This is a genomic window from Bradyrhizobium sp., from assembly GCF_035570375.1.
In the GTDB taxonomy this organism is placed as follows: domain Bacteria; phylum Pseudomonadota; class Alphaproteobacteria; order Rhizobiales; family Xanthobacteraceae; genus Bradyrhizobium.
Genome location: NZ_DATMLW010000078.1, coordinates 54,790 through 72,983 on the forward strand (window position 1 = coordinate 54,790; position 18,194 = coordinate 72,983).

The following is an 18,194-nucleotide window of genomic DNA, read 5'->3' on the forward strand; positions in this document are numbered from 1 at the left end:
CGCCACACTTCGACGCCAACCGGTTTCTGCCGGCGCCGCCTTAAAGACTTATCCCGCTCGATGGCAGGCGATGGCGCCGGCGGCTAGTGCGGCGGTTCAGAAGTCCGTATCATTGCTATTCGTTATGCGGACTGCCGAACCAAAGCTACGCCGGAATCATGGATTTTCCGGTGTCCTTTCGACTCCGGAGTTCGTAAACCACTATGCCGCGCGACGATACGAACACCAGGTTGTGTGGGCTGCGCCAAAAATTCGCATTGGAGCGGCGCAACGGTGTTATCTGACCTGTGAGAGCTAGAGATGGACCCGAAAGAAATAATCGATTTCCTGCAGACCGCGGCACGCTCGGTCGGTGCGGAGGTCACTTCGCCCTGGTTTTATCTGCAGCTTGGCTTGATTCTCGCTGCCGCCGGGATTGCCTATGCAGCCGAGGCAGCACTGCGTGCGCGTTTCGACACGACCGCGCTCACGATGCGCTGGCCGGTGCCGCTGCGGCGGCTCGCGCGCGTCCTGATCGGCAGCTTCTCGACCGCTCTCTTTGCGCTGCTCATCATCGCCGCACGCGTGGTGATGGCTCATTCGACCTGGCCAAGCCGGAGTTACCTGCTGGTCGTGGCGGCCAAACTCGCCATCGCCTGGCTGCTCATCCGCCTCTTCACCTCCGTCATCCGCAACGCATTCCTGGTCAAGGTGATTTCGCTGTCGGCGTGGTTGGTGGCGGCGCTGAGTATCATCGGCCAGCTCGATCCGGCCATCGAGATGCTCGACTCGGTCTCGGTGGTGCTTGGCGGATTGCGCCTCACTCCGTTACTCGTGATCAAGCTTGCGTTATTGTTGATCCTCGCGTTGTGGCTGACCAACATCGCCAGCAATTTTGCCGAGAGCCGGATCAACCGATCCACCGACCTGACGCCCTCGATTCAGGTGCTGCTGGTGAAGATGATCCGGCTCGGGTTGATGGTCGTGGCGGTTGCCATCGCGCTCAGCGCGGTCGGTATCAATCTGTCGGCGCTTGCGGTGTTCTCCGGCGCAGTCGGCGTCGGCATCGGCATTGGTCTGCAGAAGATCGTGGCCAACTTCATCAGCGGCATCATCCTGCTGGCGGACAAGTCGGTGAAGCCCGGCGACCTCGTCACCATCGGCGACAGCTCGGGACGCATCAGCGCGATGAAGACGCGCTATATTTCGGTGGCCGCAGGCGACGGCCGCGAATTCCTGATCCCCAACGAGGATCTGGTGACGCAGAAGGTCACGAACTGGACCTATACCGACAAGAACACGCTGGTGAAGGTCAATTTCGCCACCAATTACGACGCCGATCCGAGGCGGGTCTGCAAGCTCGCGATCGAGATCGCGGCCGCCGCGCCACGCGCCATCAAGTCCAGGACCCCGAACTGCATCCTGGTCGAATTTGCCGAAGCCGGGATGAAGTTCTCATTGACCTTCTGGATCGCCGACCCCGACGGCATGGACAATGTGAAGAGCGATGTCATGCTGGCGCTTTGGGAAGCGTTCAAGCGCGAGAGCATCCGCGTCCCCTACCCGGTGCGCGAAATCCGCGTCCGCGGTGGTACCCTGCCCGTCGACACCACCGTGGAGGTCTCGAGCTGACGCCGCACCTGGCTATTCCCCGGCAATCGCAGTTGCCGTTCCGGCCGGCCCGCACCTGGTGCTCCGGTTCTGAAATTCGCTTCAGATCGCGCAGGTCCCGTTTGGCAACGTCAGAAACCAAAGGGACACTGGCAAATATTGGATTCCAGTATGGTTTTGGATTTGACATTCGCAATAGAGGCTTGGTGGCGGCCCAGAAGCGAATGTCAAATCCAGCACACCGGCTTGCGCTGACGGCGCCAATCATTAAATTAGACCCTTCAAATCAATCCTTTTTCCAAAGACTCGTCCACTCATGAGCTATGTCGAAGCCTCCGATACTTCCCTGCGCAAAACCGGGCAGATCAAGTTGCACGGAGCCAGCGGATTCGCCGGCATGCGCAAGGCGGGCGCGCTGGTGGCCAAGTGCCTCGATCAGCTGACCGACGTCGTCAAGGCGGGTGTGCCGACCTCGCGGATCGACGAATTCGTCCGCGAATTCGCCTTCAGCCATGGCGCCTATCCCGCAACGCTGATGTATCGCGGTTATCGCTTTTCCACCTGCACCTCCATCAACCATGTCGTCTGCCACGGCATGCCAGGAGAGCGGGGTTTGAAGGAAGGCGACATCGTCAATGTCGACGTGACTTTCATCGTCGAGGGCTGGTACGGGGATTCCAGCCGGATGTATGCAGTTCCGCCGATCGCGCGCAAGGCCGAGCGCCTGGTCGAGGTGACCTACGAGGCCATGATGCGCGGCATCGCTGCGGTGAAGCCCGGTGCAACCACTGGCGACATCGGCTACGCGATCCAGAGTTTCGTCGAACCGCAAGGCATGAGCGTGGTGCGTGATTTTTGCGGCCACGGGCTCGGCCGCATGTTCCATGACGAACCGAACATCATTCATGTCGGCCGGCCCGGCGAAGGCGTGTTGCTCAAGCCGGGCATGTTCTTCACCATCGAGCCGATGATCAATCTCGGCAAGCCGCATGTGAAGATCCTCTCCGACGGATGGACCGCCGTCACCCGCGACCGCTCGCTGTCGGCACAATTCGAGCACTCCGTGGGCGTGACCGCGACCGGGGCGGAGATTTTCACGCTTTCCGAACGCCACAACGAAAAGCCACCGGTGGCGGCGTAACGCCTTCGCATCAGCCGCTATACCGCCTGACCGGCATTGGCTGGCTGAGCCACCCCTCGACGGTCGCTCTCAATTCTCCCCACATCATGCGCCGGGGTCCGGCGGCCAAAACTCATGCGGCGCAATAGCCCATCCTTGAGAATGAAGGAGTGATAGAGCGCACCAGTAATGTGAAGCGCGATGGTCGCCATCAAGAGCCTTGATACCAGATAATGGACACTGCGGATTGAAAACATCCAGAAATCTTCCGGCAAGGTGCCTCGGCCCAAGATCAGCACGTCGGGCAGGCCGGTCTGCACTGCCATATACAGACCGCTCAGCGCCTGCCCCAGCACCAGGACATAGAGCAGGCGATGCGAGGTTTTGGCGAGCCAATCGAGCCCGCGGTTGCGCGCGGTTGCCCTCGGCGGCAGCTGGGTTTTCCGGCGAACCACGAGGCGGATCAGCATCAGCGTGAGTACGAGCGTCCCCGCATACATGTGCGCTCTGAGACCGTCGATCTTTTCCGGATCGCTGTTGGGGATGTACCGCATGATCAGGGCGCCGCGCAGCAGAAGGTTGGCGATCGCAAACGCAACCGCCCAGTGAAGCAGGACGAACAGCGGATGATATTTTGGGGTGGCAGGGCCGGCCGCTGCGCCGCCGCGCCGCCGGCGCGAGAAGTACCACGCCGCACCCACGATGATGGCGATCACAACCAGGACTTCCTCGATCAGCATGAAGGTGGACGGGGTCACGATCACAGCTCTGCTCCTTTGTCGGTTGTGGTCACGGAATCTTCGCCGCTGCCGCGCAGCGCGCGGCTGAGCGCGGCAAGCTTGTCGGGATTGGCGACGCTGAAGATCGAACAAATGCGCTTGCCGTCCGTTTCGAAAAGGAAGGCGGCGGCAACGTTTCCGGGCTCCCGCCCGCGCAAGACAAGGGCAGGGGCGCCGTTGAGATCGATTTCGGTCACGAAGGTCCCCGGTGGACGAGCGCGGGTCGCGGCGAGCACGAATTGCGCCACCGCCCGGCCGCCCCTGACCGGCTTCTTGGCGGTCAATGCCTTGCCGCCGCCATCACCATGCAGTTCGACCTTCTCATCCAACAGCGACACCAGCCGCTCGAGATCCTGGCCGCGGGTGGCTTCCATAAATCCCCGCACGAGCGCCCGATGACGTTCGCGGTCGATCGAAAAGCGCGGCCGTTCGGCGAGCACCCGGAGGCGCGCGCGGCTGAAGGCCTTGCGGCAGGCGGCCGAGTCGCGTCCTACAATCTTGCCGATCTCTGCAAAATTGAAATCGAAGGCGGTTCGCAGCACGAAGATCACACGTTCGACCGGAGACAGACGCTCCAGCACCATGAGCAGGGCAAACGAAACGTCTTCAGCCACAATGCCAGGCTCCTCGATGGTCGCGATCGGTTCGGGTAGCCATTCGCCGACATAAGTCTCGCGCCGCGCCCTTTGGTCACGAAGGCGATTGAGGCTCAACCGCGCGGTGATGGTGCCGAGATAGGCCTTGAGCGAGCGCACGGCCTCCTCCGGCCGAGCCCGATGAAAGCGCAGGAAGCACTCCTGCACGATATCCTCGGCGTCGGCGCGGCTGCCGGTGATGCGGTAAGCCAGCGCCAGCATGGCCGGGCGCAACTCGGCGAAAGCTTGATTCAGGTCGGTGCCGGCCTGCTCGGCCTGACATTCCCTCGGTTCAGACATCCTGTTTTCACGCTCGTAAACTGGCGCCGAGTTCCCACCCAGTCGAGGACTCGCAGCCATCGCGCACTAGACACTCGAGGCGCGCGGAATGTGACCGCACCCGGAATTCCGCGGCCGATCACGATCGCTTGATTGGAGAGCCCGGAAGGAGCGACAGACATCCTCAAGCCTGACAATTACCGGTTGCAAAATTCAATTCCCGTTGCATGGTGGCGCGGATGTCTGCGAACACCAGCGATACGCCCGATCAGCCGGCCGAGGTGCCGCATTATCACGGCCACCGGATGCGGCTGCGCGAGCGGTTTCGCAGCGCCGGCGCGGACGCGCTCAGCGATTACGAGCTTCTGGAGATGGTACTGTTTCGCGCCATCCCGCGCGGGGACGTCAAGCCGCTGGCCAAATCGCTTCTGAAGAAGTTCGGCTCCTTCGCCGAAACCATTCACGCGCCCGAGACGCGCTTGCGCGAGATCGACGGCGTGGGCGAAGTGACCATCACCGAAATCAAACTGATCGCCGCCGCCGCCCAGCGCATCGCCAAGGGCCAGTTGCAGCGGCGCACCTTGCTCTCGTCGTGGCATGAGGTGATCGACTATTGCCGCACCAGCATGGCTTTTGCCGACAAGGAGCAGCTCCGTCTTTTGTTCTTCGACAAGCGCAACCAGCTGATTTCGGACGAAGTGCAGCAGACCGGCACCGTGGACCACACGCCGGTCTATCCGCGCGAAGTCATCAAGCGGGCCCCTTGAACTGTCGGCGACCGCCCTGATCCTGGTGCACAATCACCCTTCCGGCGATCCGACTCCGTCAAGTGCGGATATCCAGATGACGAAGGCCATCATCGACATTGCCGCTCCGCTCGGAATTTCCGTCCACGACCACATCATCGTAGGCAAGAGCGGACATGCGAGCCTGAAGGGAATGCGGCTGATCTGATCGAGCATATCCGCGCCTCCGATGTGCTTCGTCGATCCACATCTGTCTCAGTTCGGAAATGCCTGCCCAGGTATATCCAGCGGCGCCCCCGATGATTTGTCCCGCTTCGTCACGGGGATTACAAAGTTCAAGCCTTGGCCACCGTGTCTTCCTGTCATCTGACTGTTGTCCTCGTACAGAGAAGAGTGCGCAGTGTGATGCCCTGCGGGGTGGATGTGACCGCTCCGCAGGTCCTCTCTAACGCCGATCAAATCTCGGCAACCTCGACGATTGCCTTGGCGAAGGCCTGCGGCGCTTCCTGCGGCAGGTTGTGTCCGACACCGCCCTTGATAGTCCTGTGCTGGTACTCGCCCGAAAACTTCTTGGCGTAGGAACCAGGCTCCGGATGTGGCGCACCATTGGCATCGCCCTCCATCGTGATGGTAGGCACCGTGATGACGGGAAATTCCGCAAGTCGCTTGTCCAGATCGTCGTATTGAGGCTCGCCCTTGGCGAGGCCGATTCGCCAGCGATAATTGTGGACTGCGACGGCGACTTGATCCGGATTATCCAGGGACGCTGCGCTGCGATCGAATATGGCATCGTCGAAATTCCATTTCGGCGAAACCAGCTGCCAGATGAGCTTCGCAAAATCGTGCCGATATTTCTCGTAGCCGGCCCGGCCATTTTCCGTTGCAAAGTAATATTGGTACCACCATGAGAGTTCAGCCTTTGGCGGCAACGGCACCATGTTAGGGCTGCCGATCAGATAACCGCTCACGGAGACCATGGCCTTGCAGCGCTCCGGCCAGAGCGCCGCGATGATGTTGGCCGTCCGCGCTCCCCAATCAAATCCGGCGAGGGTCGCCTTCTCGATCTTGAGCGCGTCCAGGAGAGCGATAATATCCATCGCGACCGCCGCCTGCTGGCCGTTCCGGAACGTTGCGCTGGAGAGAAAGCGTGTCGTGCCATAGCCACGCAGATAGGGAACGATCACGCGGTTGCCGGCCTGCGCCAGCAAGGGCGCGACATCTATAAAGCTGTGAATGTCATAGGGCCAGCCGTGCAGAAGAACGACCGGCGGACCATCGGCAGGCCCAGCTTCTGCGTATCCGACATTGAGAAGGCCAGCGTCGATCTGCTTCAAGGGGCCAAACGACGTGTTAGTTCCCGGTTTGATCGAGCGCACACCTGCCTGCTCCGCTTTGCTTGGTTGCGCCTCGGCAAAGCTGTTCAAGGCCAACTGAGCGGAAGCGATCGTCAGAGCTGCAGTGCCAAAAAAACGCCGGCGCGGCTGGTTGATGTCTTCGGGCTTCTTGATTGTATCCATTGGTCAATCTCCTTGGTTGTTGGTCCGACGGGACCAGGTTGATCGCGACAAAGATGTTGAGTGAGGTTTGTGGGGGACGCACATCGTGCGCGCCATTCATCTCACGTCGATTGGCGCAGTGATCTGAATGCTGCTCGTATCTCGTACTGAAGAGTTCAGGCTGTTCCCACGCAGCGAAGTAACCACCCCGTTGACTTCGCTAAAATCGATGAGAGCGCACTCCCGACATATGACAGAGATAAATCTTCGTTTTCTGGTACAGCGCGAAGATGCCCGCGAGCGATAGGTCGAGCGCGATGGCGATGACACGCGCACCGTTGGTCTTCGAATCAATGGGTGTTGCGATCGAAGCGGCCCACAATGCGTGGATGGCGTCTTGGGCGGTCATTCGTCGTTTCCTTCGTCCCGGCTTCGATGCGAGAGAGGATGACGCATGACTAAGGATCGATCCAACAAGTATTTTATGATGTTTCAATCTACAGAATCGATTGAATTATCGGACGCAGCGAGGCCACCGGGCGAGAATGCCGCCGCGGAAAGCGACAGATTGTTCTCGATCGTGGGATCGCGCTTGTTTTGGAATGAACTGTGGTTTGAGTATTGGGAAAGGATTGGCGCGGCGCCGACCATATGCTCGGCTATTTGTTTGCGTCGCGCGAAGCAATCGTCGGATACTGCCAGCGCCAGACCAGCCCGTCTTCCGGGTCGATCATCTCACCTGCCCGCTCGTAACCGCACCGCCGCAATATCTTGCACGACGCGTTCTCGAGCGGAAGCGTGTGGGCGATGACGAGAGAGACGTATTGCAAAGCTCGTTCGGTCAATTCGCGGACCATGGCGGTCGCGATGCCGCGGCCCTCGCGATGCGGAAACGTGAAGTAGGCGATCTCCACCTCGGGCAGATCGCTCGGCTCCGCCTTGAAGGAACACAAACCAACAGCCCGAACCTGACCTTCGAAGCTTTCGGTTGCCCAAAACGCGCCCCAGCGTTGGTCCCGATCCGGTTTGGTAACCTGGCTCAGGATTTCCGCGACGGAAGCAGAAAATTCCTGCCTCGGCGCGGCCAAAATGCCGAGGCGAAGCCATGGCGGCGGGGAAGAAAGATCATCGGCGTGAGCAGGGATAAGCTCGATCGACGTCATTTAAACGGCCGCACGCGCGCCATTGTGGGACCAGCCGCTTCAGGTGCCCTTGCCGGAGCGTTCCTCTTCCAGAGTCACCGCCACCGCAGCGTTCGCGGACAGCCTGACGTTCTGCCCCTCGATGTCAGCGACCAGCCCGAGATCGATGTAATGATGATGACCCTTGTGGCGGCCTTCGCCGCTATCGGCCCTGGTGAGGCGGATCCTGCCGTTCTCGACCCGATCGACGGTTCCGATGAATACGCCATCTGCGCCGATCACCCGCATATGCGGCTTCACGCCCATTGCCTGCTTCGAGGCTGACGACCTCGACTGAAGCAGTTCATCCCGCTGCGTGACCAGGCGCTGGAGTTGCGCCTCTTGATCGGCGATACGCCGCGCATTCAGCTCTTCGACCGCCGCGCCGGAAATGGCGGCGGCCTGCTCCTCCAGTTCCCGGAGGTTCCCCCTGATCGCGGCAATGCGCCTTTCGATCTCGATAAGGCTTAGCGGAAAATCAGGCATAGTTCGTCTCCTGCCAGCAGTGTCCCGCAAGGTGGACTTTACTGGTTCTGCCGCCACATTGAAATGGATCGAGGACCGCGCCAGCGGGGCAATTTGGCGCCCCAAGCCTCTCTTGGCCCGGTCGAATGTGGCACGGCTCGACCGCCGGTACTCACTGCGACCCGCAGAAGCTGCCAAGCGACGGTCAGGTTGAGGACCTATTGCCGCAGCATGATCAGGGCATCGGCACTGTCGGGCACCAGCCGCCATTGCGCATTGTCGTCGGCCTGGAAATGCCAGGTCTCGCCATTGGCCGCCATCAAAAGCAGTTCGCCACGCTCCAGCCGCCACATTGTCGGCTTGAAGGCTTCGACGGCGGGATCACATTTCGGCTTGAGAAAGACCTGGAAATTGTCGGCCCTGGCTTCCGTATTGGTCAGGGTCAGGCCGCAGATGGGACGACCGTCATTGCGTACCATCGCCCAATCGCCGATCATCTGATCCATCGACTTGGCGAGCGAACGTGCGGCGGCGAGATTTTGCAGCAGGTAAATGCCCTCGCCTTGCCTCATACCTTCGAAAATTCCGCTCTCGACTTCGGTAAAGTCAATCACCGGCTGGCCTGCGGCATCCTGCAGGCGGACAATATCGAGCCCCTTCACGTTCCAGGCGGTGATCTCTTTGGTGAAGGGCAACGACTTCGCGCAAGCCGGCTCCAGTTCAAGCTTGAGGCCTTGCGACGTCGTATCGTTCTTCAGCGTCACCACGCAGGTTTTGCTGCGCTCGGCGGTCGAGAGCTCCCACTGGCCGATCATTTCCCGCTTCAGCGAGGCAGCATCCTGCGAGGAGGCCTGCGGCGTGCAAATGAGCATGGCCGCAAGCGTCGCAAGCGCGATGCCGGGGCGGCCTGGTATCCCGATTCCGAAGTTCGTATGTTTCTTCGGAGCCACGTTTACGAACTTCGGAATCGCAAGGACAACAGCAAGCTATCGATCCGGTGTGGCCTTGGCTCAAAAGCCCGCACGGCGGACTCGCGGCCGAGATCATGCGGACTTTTGAACCGCCACACTGGCATCAGCGCTCCTTCGCCGGTGTTTCTGCAATCGGCGTCAGTGGTGCCTTGCCGGCAAACCAGGCTTTCAAATTGTCCACCACGAGCTGATCCATGGCATTGCGCGTCACCACCGAAGCGGAGCCGATATGCGGCAGCAACACCACGTTCTGCATCGTGCGCAATTCCTCGGGCACGTTCGGTTCGTTGGCGAACACGTCGAGGCCCGCTGCCAGAATGGTTCCTGACTTCAATGCGGCGATCAGCGCCCCTTCATCGACCACCGAGCCGCGTGCCACGTTGACGATCACGCCGCGCGGCCCGAGCGCCTTCAAGACGTCGGCGTTGATCATCCTGGCGGTTGAGGGGCCGCCGGGGACAATTACTACCAGCGTGTCGACTGCCTTCGCCATCTCGATCAGGTCGGGATAGTGCTTGTAGCTGACCCCCGGCGCCGGATTGCGCGAATGATAGACCACAGGAACACGGGAGGCTTCCAACCTGCGCCCGATCGCCTGGCCGATGCGGCCCATGCCGACGATTCCAACCTTGCGATCGCGGAGCGAGCCGACACTCAGTGGATATTGCGCCGACGTCCACAGGCCGGAACGAAGATAGCGGTCCGCCTTGATGAATTCGCGCAAGGTCGAGATCAAAAGTCCGAGCGCGATATCGGCGACCTCCTCGGTCAAGACGTCGGGCGTGTTGGTCACAATAATGTTATGTTCGCGCGCGTAATTGGCATCGACGTGGTCATATCCGACGCCGAACGAAGCGACGATTTCGAGCTTCGGGAACATGGCCATGACGGCGCCGTCGCAGCGAACCGTGCCGTAAGTGACAGCGGCGCCACGAATTTTTGCCGCCACCGCCGGATTCAGGCGGTCGAGATCGGCGCGCGTTTCAGAAGCGTGGAGCACGAACTGATCGGAAAAACCGTTGTCGACGATCGGTTTGTTCGGACCGTAAACCAGAAGATCGATCTTTTCCGACGAAATATTGCCGCCCACCATCTGGTGCCCTCTTTCCGAAGTTCGTGGAACGTCGCAGCACCCTCTCACACGAACTTCGGAAAGCCAAGGGCACTAGAAAACCTATGATGCTAGTGCTCCGATTCCGAAGTTCGCAAGCAATTGCGGCGATCTCTGATGCGAACTTCGGAATCAAAGGAGCACTAGCAAGTTAATGTTTCTAGTGCGGTTTTTGAATTTGAAGTTCCTATAATGAGATTGCAGCAGCACTGATAGGAACTTCAAATTCACCGCACTAGTGCCCATGACTTTCCGAAGTTCGCAAAATGGTGTTGCTGAGAGAGATTGCGAACTTCGGAAAGTGGGCACTGGGCTCGCATCCGGATGCCTTAAGGAGATGCGCCGTGGGTGTAACGCAGCAACAGGTTCTCGATGCTCTCGCCAGGGTGGCCTCGCCCAGCGGTGTCGCCCTGACCAGTGCCGGAGTGCTGTCGCCGATCACGGTCAATGACGGCAAGGTATTCTTCTCGATCAACGTCGATGCCGCTGAGGCACGCGTCTGGGAGAGCGTGCGCGCCTCGGCCGAGACCGCCGTGCGGGCTGTGGCGGGCGTCAGCGTGGCGATGGTCGCGCTGACCGCTGAACGCAAACCCGGCGCCGCCACCGCACCACCGCAGCGGCCCGCGCAAGGTGTGCCGAAGGTTTCAGCCCACCGGCCGCCGCAAGGCGGGCAATCGCCGATGTCGAGACAGGCGGAAATTCCCGGCGTTTCCGCGGTGATCGCGGTGGCTTCCGGCAAGGGCGGGGTGGGCAAATCGACCACCGCGCTCAATCTGGCGCTGGGCTTGCGCGACCTCGGTTTGCGTGTCGGCCTGCTCGATGCCGACATCTACGGACCGTCGGTGCCGAGATTGACGGGCATCCACGAGAAGCCGCAGCTCGACGACAACAGGAAGATGATTCCGATTCTGCGGTTTGGACTTTCGATCATGTCGATCGGCTTTCTCGTCGAAGAGGACACTGCGATGATCTGGCGCGGGCCGATGGTCATGTCGGCCATCACGCAAATGCTGCGGGATGTGGCATGGGGCACGCTTGATGTTCTGGTGGTGGATATGCCGCCGGGCACGGGCGATGCCCAGCTTACGCTTGCGCAAAACGTCCCGCTCAAGGGCGCCATCATCATCTCGACGCCGCAGGACCTCTCGCTGATCGATGCCAGGCGCGGGCTCGCGATGTTCAAGAAGGTCAATGTGCCGGTGCTCGGCATCGTCGAAAACATGAGCTATTTCCAGTGTCCGCACTGCGGTACGAAGTCGGACATCTTCGGTCACGGCGGGGCGCGGCACGAGGCCGAGCGGCTTGGCGTGCCCTTCCTCGGCGAAATCCCGCTGCATATCTCGATCCGGACCACCTCGGATGCAGGGACGCCCGTGGTCGAGAGCGAGCCGAACGGGCCCCATGCGGCGATTTACCGGGCGATCGGCGCCAAGGTCCGCGATCAGCTCAAGGGCGCCATCGAAGCGGCCTGAGCAAATCCTTCGGCGAGCATATGCGACTTTCGTTTAATAAATTCGCGACAGCGGCTGCCGCAAGCAGGCGCCGAGCTTTCCGAAAATGAACACTACTCATGCCTTCGTCGCGTTTTCGCTCGTCCTCCATCCGTGTTAAAGCCCCCACTTGGTACTGTCGAATCCGAAGTTTGCACGTACTTGGCGGCGTCTTTGTCTGCGCACTTCGGATCGAAAAGGCACCGGGGGCCTGTGATTCTGGTGTGGTCTTGATTCAGAAGTTCTCTTGACGGACGCGCAGCACTGATGAAGAGAACTTCTGAACCACTGCATCCGGGCCTTCGGTTGTTACGGAAATCGCCTTCCGATTGAAAAGATGAAGACGGGAAACGTCCCTACAAGGAGATGTCTTGATGAAGCGTCGTGATTTTTTGAAAGTTTCAGCGGCAGGTGCCGCGGCAACGGCGGTTGCCGCGCCGGCAATTGCGCAATCCTCGCCGGAGATCAAGTGGCGCCTGACGTCAAGTTTTCCGAAGTCGCTCGACACGCTCTACGGCGGCTCCGACTATTTTGCGAAGCAGGTTGCCGAGATGACCGACAACAAGTTTCAGATTCAGCTGTTTGCCGCGGGTGAGATCGTTCCTGGTTTGCAGGCGCTGGACGCGACTTCCAACAGCACCGTCGAAATGTGCCACACCGCTGCGTATTACTACGTCGGCAAGGATCCAACGTTTGCGATCTATGCATCGGTGCCCTTCGGCCTCAACGCGCGCCAGCAGAACTCCTGGTGGTATCAGGGCGGCGGCATGGAGCTCGGCAACGAGTTCTTCAAGAAGTTCGGCTTGATTGGATTCCACTGTGGCAATACCGGCACCCAGATGGGTGGTTGGTTCCGCAAGGAGATCAAGAGCGTTGCCGATCTCTCCGGACTGAAATTCCGCATCGGAGGCATCGCCGGTCAGGTACTGCAGAAGGTCGGCGTTGTGCCGCAGCAACTCGCCGGCGGCGACATCTACCCGGCGCTCGAAAAGGGCACGATCGACGCGGCCGAGTGGGTCGGTCCCTACGACGACGAGAAGCTCGGTTTCCAGAAGGTTGCCAAATATTACTACTATCCCGGTTTCTGGGAGGGCGGCACGGCGATCCACGCGTTCTGCAATCTCGAGAAGTGGAATTCCCTGCCGAAGAATTACCAGGCGATCATCCAGAACGCGACAGCCAATGCGAACAGCTGGACGGCGGCGCGCTATGACATGCAGAATCCTACGGCGTTGAAGCGACTGGTGGCCGGCGGAACGCAGCTTCGCCCCTTCACCAACGAAGTGCTGGAAGCCTGTCTGAAAGCGACCAACGAATTGTGGGCCGAGATCTCGGCGAAAAATCCCGATTTCAAGAAGTCGATCGATGCGATGCAGGCCTACCGCTCGGACCAGTATCTGTGGTGGCAGGTTGCCGAATACACCTTCGACAGCTTCATGATCCGCTCGCGCACCCGCGGCTGATTGGCCGATTAATGGCCCGATCCAAAGCCCGGCTTCGTGTGAGGCCGGGCTTTTTCGCGTTGCGGTAGTCCATTCGACGCATGGAAATCCACAAGCGAATGTTCCATGCTCCGATCGACAAAGCCGCGAAAAGAGGGCCGTCCAACAGGGATCACACTCACCAGGGGAAGGGAATTCAATAATGAAGCGTCGAGACTTTATCAAGGTTACCGGAATAGGCGTCGCAGGCGCGGCAACGATCGCGGCGCCCGCGATCGCGCAATCGATGCCGGAGATCAAATGGCGGATGACGACGAGCTGGCCGAAATCGCTCGATACGCTGCATGGCGGCGCCGAGATAATGGCCAAGGTCGTGGGCGAAGGCACCGACAACAAATTCCAGATCCAGACGTTCTCGGCCGGCGAAATTGTTCCGGGCCTGCAGGTTCTCGACGCCGTGCAGAGCGCGACCGTCGAAATGGGACACACGGCGACCTACTATTATTACGGCAAGGATGCGACCTTCACCTTCGGTTCGTCGATTCCGTTCGGACCCGATATGCGCCTCAACCAGGCCTGGTACACGATCGGCGGCGGCCGGGAGGCCCTCAACGAGTTCTTCAAGAACTACAACATCATCTCGCTTTTGGCCGGCAACACCGGATGCCAGATGGGCGGCTGGTTCCGGAAGGAAGTCACAACCGTCGACGATCTCAAGGGATTGAAATTCCGCATCGGCGGCTTTGCCGGGCGAGTGTTGCAAAAACTCGGTTGCGTTCCGCAGCAGCTCGCCGGCGGCGACATCTATCCGGCACTGGAAAAAGGCACGATCGACGGTGCCGAATGGGTCGGACCCTATGATGACGAAAAGCTCGGCTTCTACAAAGTCGCGCCGCACTATTATTTCCCCGGCTGGTGGGAGGGCGGTCCCATGCTCCTGGCCATCGTCAATCTCGACAAATGGAATGCACTGCCGAAATCATATCAGAGTCTGCTCGAGCAGGCGGGCCACTACGCCAACAACTGGATGATGGCCAAATACGATGCGCAAAATCCGACGGCGCTGCGCAAGCTGCTGGCGAGCGGCGCCAAGTTGCACGCTTTCCCGCCACAGGTGATGGAAGCGTCCTTCAGGGCGGCGAAGGAATTGCACAGCGAGGTCTCGGCGACGAATGCGAACTTCAAGAAGGTCTATGACTCGCTGACAGCTTTTTCGAACAACGGCTTTCAGTGGTTCCAGGTCGCCGAAGTCGGCTACGACAACTTCATGGCACGCCACTCGCAGAGCTAAAGGACGACGATCCAGCTTACGGTGCAAAGGCGCGTTCGCGCCGTTGCGGCGCATGATGAGCGGACAGGAGCGCGCGGCCACGGCGATGACCTGGTCATCGATCGCGGGCGTCTGCATTCTGTCGGCGCTCGTGCCCTATGTCTGGGTCGCGCCGGGCTTGAAGGACATCCTGCTCGGCGTCTTCAAGTGAAGTGTCATCGCGAGCGCGAGCGAAGCGATCCAGTGTTAGAAGAACTCTGGATTGCTTCGCTCGCTTACGCTCCTTGCAATGACGATGAGAAGTGCTGCGCTCGCCTCACACCGGCGGCGCGGGTGAATATTTTATCTGGCTGTACCCAATCAAGCAAACTTAGCCGTCATTTGATGGCGAAATTGTTTGCAGAAAGAAACGGCACCAGGACATTGGCGACCTCCATCGGCGCCTCACGTTGCGGGAAATGACCGATGCCATCGAGAACGACGCGCTGGTAATTGCCCTTGAAGAAGCGCTGTTTTCCTTCTGAGGTTGAGGGGTCGTTGCAAGGGTCGGCCCCACCGTGGATGACCAGCGTCGGAACTGATATCTCGGGGTTCCGAGCGAGGCGCTCTTCGAAATCCGCAAGCGTAGGATCCGTAGGTGCAAGCCCCCAACGCACCCGGTACGAGTGAACGACCACCTCGGCCCAATCCGGATTGGCGAAGGAAACTGCGGTCCGATCAAACTCATCATCCGAGATCTCCCATCCCGGATTCCAGATGTTCCAGATGTATCGAGTGAATACGTCCCGGTCATTCCGAACCAGTTCGACCCCGCGGTCCAAAGCCATGTACCAGTGATACCAATAGTTTTGCACTTGCTTCAGGGACATACTCTGATTTGGATCGTTCGTTCCCCAGCCAACCGAAAGGGCCGCACAGTGGGAGATTCGCCCAAACCCAGCAACGCAGCTCGCGATGTAGGCGGCCCGAGCTCCCCAATCGTGCCCGACAACAGCAAAGCTCCGAAGTTTGAGCGCATCGGCAAATTCGAGAAGATCTTGACCCAAGGCGGACAACTGCCCAAACCGCTTGGTATCAGAGCGCAAGAACCGTGTTGGACCGAAACCCCGCAAGTACGGGACGATCGTTTGCATCCCGCATCCGTGTAGGGCCGGCAGAATGCGATCCCAGGTGCGAACATCGTCGGGCCATCCATGCAATAACACCACTGGATTGCCGTCGTCAGGCCCCGAGATCTCGTAGGCGACGAGCAAAGACGATGTTTCGATAAATTTTTGGTTCGTGTTTTCCAAGATGCCTAATTCCATACGGCCAAGCGTTGCATCGAGGCCCGCGCGCGGACCACATTCTTGTAGTCATTGCCGTGATCGGCGCGAGAACAAGCATCGTCGTCGCCAATCACCAAAATCCAGGTAGCAAGGCAGCCATTCAATTAGAAATGATATTACTCACGCTGATTAATGATCACCGGTGATTAATCGTGCGTTGTGGCAGAGCATCACCGTTGCGGATTAAAGCTATGAATCCGGCGAGTTCTCAGGTGCGCGCTTTCGATCGCAAAAACTGGCGCTGAATTTAGAACTTGACCAGATGCGAGCCCTGTCTCCCCAGCGACACTACCGAGTTCGGCAATGTTTTGCGCCACGTCATGGGTAGCCCAGCAATCGACATCAAAACAGAACCGACTCTACGTTTCGAAATCGATTTTGACGTTTTTTGGTTGCAAGCTCCAGTCAATGCTTCGGAACACCCCGTCCGGCTCAATATGACGAGCGCCGTCCCACCATCCTGCCAAACGTGCCTTTGATGAACCGGGTCTACCGCTTGCGGAGAAGATCATGGAAATTCTGAATCTCCATGACTTGCAAGATCAGCAGCAAAAATGAATCAGTTTCTCGTCGTAGCTCCTAAGAGGACATGACGCTCAGCATCGAGCCGGGCTGGACGAATCGCGACGAGTTGGCCTGTTCTTTGATCGCGGATGCGAGCAGTTGAATCATCCTGTTCGGTTGTCCACCCTCTCGGCCTCGAAACATAACGAATCGAACCTGAGGGAGCTGCGGCAAACCCTCTCGGGCTGAAATGATCCGGAGCTGGGAATCAATCATGCTCCTGGTTAGCGGGGTCGCGGCAAACCCGGATATTGCGGCAGCACGAACCCCCGCGATACTCGGACTAACGAAGGCAATTCGCCAACGACTCTTTGATTTCGAAAGTGCCTTCAGAGCCGCATCCCGATAAGCGCAAGGTTCAGGAAAGGGGAATTGGACGATCAACGTTTGGACGAGTGTGAGCAGAGTAGGCCCAAACCAACTCTTCGTGCCAAAGCAACTCGCCCCGGTCTGAGTGTAAGGGATCGCACTGCTTTCCGAGCACGAGATCTAGACGTCCGCGGTCGAGTAAGTTCACAAGGTCAGTGGTGATGCCAACTTGCACTTCCAGAGCTACGCCGGGATTTCGCAGGTTGAAGCTTCGGAGAACAATTGGCAGTGCGGCGGCCGCAAAGTCCTCGGAGGTTCCGATTCTGAGCTTTCCGTTGAGCCGAGACCTCGGACTCAGTCGTGAGCGGGCCTCCTCCTGCAGACTGGTTATCGTGCGCGCGTAGCCGACGAGCGTCTCGCCCTCCGCAGTCAACGCAACTTTCCGCGTCGTACGTTGCAACAGTGGAACGCCGACCTGCTCTTCAAGACGCCGAATGTGAACGCTTACCGCCGATTGAGACATATTGAGTTGCTCAGCGGCTCGCGTGAAACCTCCGCACTCGGAGACAGCTACAAAGGTTCTCAGCAACTGACCATCGAACATGGATTTATCTCGTTTCGAAATCAGTCGATAGAATAGATATCATTTATCGGATCAATGTCAAAATGCTATGCCGCGCCTTGGACGGTCAAGGAGCGAGGTTCGGATTTCATTATGGGCACGAGAACACGTTGCATCAATTGGACTTGACAGTCCAGATGGACCTACACATAAACTGGTTCAAAATAGCACCGGCGAATGTTTGGCATCTACTACCGATGCAACCTAGAGCTGGCTTCGTTGCAAGACGCACTAAGACGCCGAGAACCATGATGACACTTCCCGCGACGCGGTTTTGCGTTGCGGGAGTCCTTGCCGTTCTTGAGTCGGTTTTTTCTGGCGTCAACGGCTACACCGCGTATCGACAGTGGGGGAAACGATGAAACCTGTCCGGATTTTGCTGCTATGCTTCGGCTTGACGCTGCTGCCCCGTCCAGCGGCTGCCTCGGATTTCAAGCCGACCGATCTAGTCCTGCTGGGGGCTGCGTCGGTCGCCAAGGAGGCCTGTTCGGCGGTATTCGTCTCCGAGCGCGAAATGAGCGACTATCTCGCGCTCGCTTCGAAATTCTGGATGCTGCCCGAAGATCGCACGCGCATCGCCGATGTGAAAGTCGACCGCCCCAACCGGCGCGTGACGCTGACAATGACCACCGGGGAAAAAGGGGTGGCCGTGTTCACTGGCGCCACCGGCTGCATCGCGCTAGGTCCCGATGGCGCAGACCCGAAGGTCGGCTTTACCCCGCTGTCGCCGGTCACTGCTAAGCCCGACGTGGCCTGGCCATAGGGTGACGCGCTGCCGCAGGAGAATTGGCCCGCC

17 protein-coding genes and 1 pseudogene are annotated in these 18,194 nt (G+C 59.3%); 8 read left to right on the forward strand and 10 right to left on the reverse strand.

Annotated elements, in window-relative coordinates:
- Window positions 1-300: 300 nt before the first annotated feature.
- Together VNX23_RS08755 and map are read left to right on the forward strand one after the other, a co-directional pair.
- Complete coding sequence (locus VNX23_RS08755) at window positions 301-1,611, forward strand: mechanosensitive ion channel family protein (protein WP_325629075.1); 1,311 nt, start codon at window positions 301-303, stop codon at window positions 1,609-1,611.
- Window positions 1,612-1,906: 295 nt separating this feature from the next.
- Window positions 1,907-2,731 carry a type I methionyl aminopeptidase gene (gene map / locus VNX23_RS08760; protein ID WP_325629077.1) on the forward strand — a complete coding sequence of 275 codons (825 nt, stop codon included), beginning with the start codon at window positions 1,907-1,909 and terminating at the stop codon, window positions 2,729-2,731.
- Window positions 2,732-2,748: 17 nt separating this feature from the next.
- Here the strand turns inward: map and VNX23_RS08765 are convergent, their stop codons facing one another.
- Entirely contained in the window at window positions 2,749-3,474 is a 726-nt protein-coding gene (locus tag VNX23_RS08765; protein WP_325629079.1) for a cytochrome b, read from the reverse strand.
- Entirely contained in the window at window positions 3,471-4,424 is a 954-nt protein-coding gene (gene sigJ / locus VNX23_RS08770; RefSeq protein WP_325629081.1) for an RNA polymerase sigma factor SigJ, read from the reverse strand. The genes VNX23_RS08765 and sigJ overlap by 4 nt, the downstream gene beginning before the upstream one ends.
- Window positions 4,425-4,642: 218 nt before the next feature.
- On the opposite strand from sigJ, the pseudogene radC reads away from it, so the two are divergent.
- Window positions 4,643-5,357: pseudogene (gene radC, locus VNX23_RS08775) on the forward strand (RadC family protein).
- Between the two features lie 247 nt (window positions 5,358-5,604).
- Here radC and VNX23_RS08780 read toward each other — a convergent pair.
- The 6 genes from VNX23_RS08780 to VNX23_RS08805 form a co-directional block, all read right to left on the reverse strand.
- Window positions 5,605-6,666 carry an alpha/beta hydrolase gene (locus tag VNX23_RS08780; protein WP_325629083.1) on the reverse strand — a complete coding sequence of 354 codons (1,062 nt, stop codon included), beginning with the start codon at window positions 6,664-6,666 and terminating at the stop codon, window positions 5,605-5,607.
- A 199-nt stretch (window positions 6,667-6,865) separates the two neighbouring features.
- Window positions 6,866-7,054: a hypothetical protein gene (locus tag VNX23_RS08785; RefSeq protein WP_325629084.1), complete on the reverse strand. Its 189-nt coding sequence runs from the start codon at window positions 7,052-7,054 to the stop codon at window positions 6,866-6,868.
- Window positions 7,055-7,304: 250 nt separating this feature from the next.
- Window positions 7,305-7,808 (reverse strand): GNAT family protein, encoded by a 504-nt coding sequence (locus VNX23_RS08790; protein ID WP_325629086.1) that lies wholly within the window; start codon window positions 7,806-7,808, stop codon window positions 7,305-7,307.
- A gap of 39 nt (window positions 7,809-7,847) precedes the next feature.
- The gene (locus tag VNX23_RS08795) at window positions 7,848-8,093 is read right to left on the reverse strand and encodes a DUF2171 domain-containing protein (RefSeq protein WP_325629195.1); all 246 of its coding nucleotides are present in this window, start codon (window positions 8,091-8,093) and stop codon (window positions 7,848-7,850) included.
- Between the two features lie 416 nt (window positions 8,094-8,509).
- Entirely contained in the window at window positions 8,510-9,163 is a 654-nt protein-coding gene (locus VNX23_RS08800) for an AprI/Inh family metalloprotease inhibitor (protein WP_325629197.1), read from the reverse strand.
- A 202-nt stretch (window positions 9,164-9,365) separates the two neighbouring features.
- Window positions 9,366-10,355: a 2-hydroxyacid dehydrogenase gene (locus tag VNX23_RS08805; RefSeq protein WP_325629088.1), complete on the reverse strand. Its 990-nt coding sequence runs from the start codon at window positions 10,353-10,355 to the stop codon at window positions 9,366-9,368.
- A gap of 362 nt (window positions 10,356-10,717) precedes the next feature.
- Here VNX23_RS08805 and VNX23_RS08810 point away from each other — a divergent pair, with 362 nt between their 5' ends.
- The 4 genes from VNX23_RS08810 (at window position 10,718) to VNX23_RS08825 (ending at window position 14,786) form a co-directional block, all read left to right on the forward strand.
- The gene (locus tag VNX23_RS08810; protein WP_325629090.1) at window positions 10,718-11,845 is read left to right on the forward strand and encodes an Mrp/NBP35 family ATP-binding protein; all 1,128 of its coding nucleotides are present in this window, start codon (window positions 10,718-10,720) and stop codon (window positions 11,843-11,845) included.
- A 392-nt stretch (window positions 11,846-12,237) separates the two neighbouring features.
- Window positions 12,238-13,326 carry a TRAP transporter substrate-binding protein gene (locus VNX23_RS08815; RefSeq protein WP_325629092.1) on the forward strand — a complete coding sequence of 363 codons (1,089 nt, stop codon included), beginning with the start codon at window positions 12,238-12,240 and terminating at the stop codon, window positions 13,324-13,326.
- 181 nt (window positions 13,327-13,507) lie between these two features.
- Window positions 13,508-14,596 (forward strand): TRAP transporter substrate-binding protein DctP, encoded by a 1,089-nt coding sequence (locus VNX23_RS08820; RefSeq protein WP_325629094.1) that lies wholly within the window; start codon window positions 13,508-13,510, stop codon window positions 14,594-14,596.
- 52 nt (window positions 14,597-14,648) lie between these two features.
- The gene (locus VNX23_RS08825; protein WP_325629096.1) at window positions 14,649-14,786 is read left to right on the forward strand and encodes a hypothetical protein; all 138 of its coding nucleotides are present in this window, start codon (window positions 14,649-14,651) and stop codon (window positions 14,784-14,786) included.
- 166 nt (window positions 14,787-14,952) lie between these two features.
- On the opposite strand, the gene VNX23_RS08830 is transcribed toward VNX23_RS08825, so the two are convergent.
- A complete protein-coding gene (locus tag VNX23_RS08830; protein ID WP_325629098.1) occupies window positions 14,953-15,867 on the reverse strand; it encodes an alpha/beta hydrolase in 915 nt (304 codons plus the stop codon).
- A 958-nt stretch (window positions 15,868-16,825) separates the two neighbouring features.
- Complete coding sequence (locus VNX23_RS08835; protein ID WP_325629100.1) at window positions 16,826-17,380, reverse strand: LysR family transcriptional regulator; 555 nt, start codon at window positions 17,378-17,380, stop codon at window positions 16,826-16,828.
- A gap of 376 nt (window positions 17,381-17,756) precedes the next feature.
- Between VNX23_RS08835 and VNX23_RS08840 the strand changes: the two genes are divergently transcribed.
- Window positions 17,757-18,161, forward strand: a complete 405-nt coding sequence (locus VNX23_RS08840) for a hypothetical protein (protein ID WP_325629102.1) — start codon at window positions 17,757-17,759, stop codon at window positions 18,159-18,161.
- Window positions 18,162-18,194: the final 33 nt, after the last annotated feature.

Bases quoted from the DNA above. Each gene is read 5' to 3' on its own strand.
- VNX23_RS08820 (WP_325629094.1), top strand. From the start codon at position 13,508: ATGAAGCGTCGAGACTTTATCAAGGTTACCGGAATAGGCGTCGCAGGC.
- VNX23_RS08840 (WP_325629102.1), top strand. From the start codon at position 17,757: ATGAAACCTGTCCGGATTTTGCTGCTATGCTTCGGCTTGACGCTGCTG.
- VNX23_RS08790 (WP_325629086.1), bottom strand. From the start codon at position 7,808: ATGACGTCGATCGAGCTTATCCCTGCTCACGCCGATGATCTTTCTTCC.
- VNX23_RS08815 (WP_325629092.1), top strand. From the start codon at position 12,238: ATGAAGCGTCGTGATTTTTTGAAAGTTTCAGCGGCAGGTGCCGCGGCA.
- VNX23_RS08825 (WP_325629096.1), top strand. From the start codon at position 14,649: ATGATGAGCGGACAGGAGCGCGCGGCCACGGCGATGACCTGGTCATCG.
- VNX23_RS08800 (WP_325629197.1), bottom strand. From the start codon at position 9,163: ATGCTCATTTGCACGCCGCAGGCCTCCTCGCAGGATGCTGCCTCGCTG.
- VNX23_RS08795 (WP_325629195.1), bottom strand. From the start codon at position 8,093: ATGGGCGTGAAGCCGCATATGCGGGTGATCGGCGCAGATGGCGTATTC.
- VNX23_RS08755 (WP_325629075.1), top strand. From the start codon at position 301: ATGGACCCGAAAGAAATAATCGATTTCCTGCAGACCGCGGCACGCTCG.
- VNX23_RS08785 (WP_325629084.1), bottom strand. From the start codon at position 7,054: ATGACCGCCCAAGACGCCATCCACGCATTGTGGGCCGCTTCGATCGCA.
- VNX23_RS08780 (WP_325629083.1), bottom strand. From the start codon at position 6,666: ATGGATACAATCAAGAAGCCCGAAGACATCAACCAGCCGCGCCGGCGT.
- map (WP_325629077.1), top strand. From the start codon at position 1,907: ATGAGCTATGTCGAAGCCTCCGATACTTCCCTGCGCAAAACCGGGCAG.
- sigJ (WP_325629081.1), bottom strand. From the start codon at position 4,424: ATGTCTGAACCGAGGGAATGTCAGGCCGAGCAGGCCGGCACCGACCTG.
- VNX23_RS08835 (WP_325629100.1), bottom strand. From the start codon at position 17,380: ATGTTCGATGGTCAGTTGCTGAGAACCTTTGTAGCTGTCTCCGAGTGC.
- VNX23_RS08805 (WP_325629088.1), bottom strand. From the start codon at position 10,355: ATGGTGGGCGGCAATATTTCGTCGGAAAAGATCGATCTTCTGGTTTAC.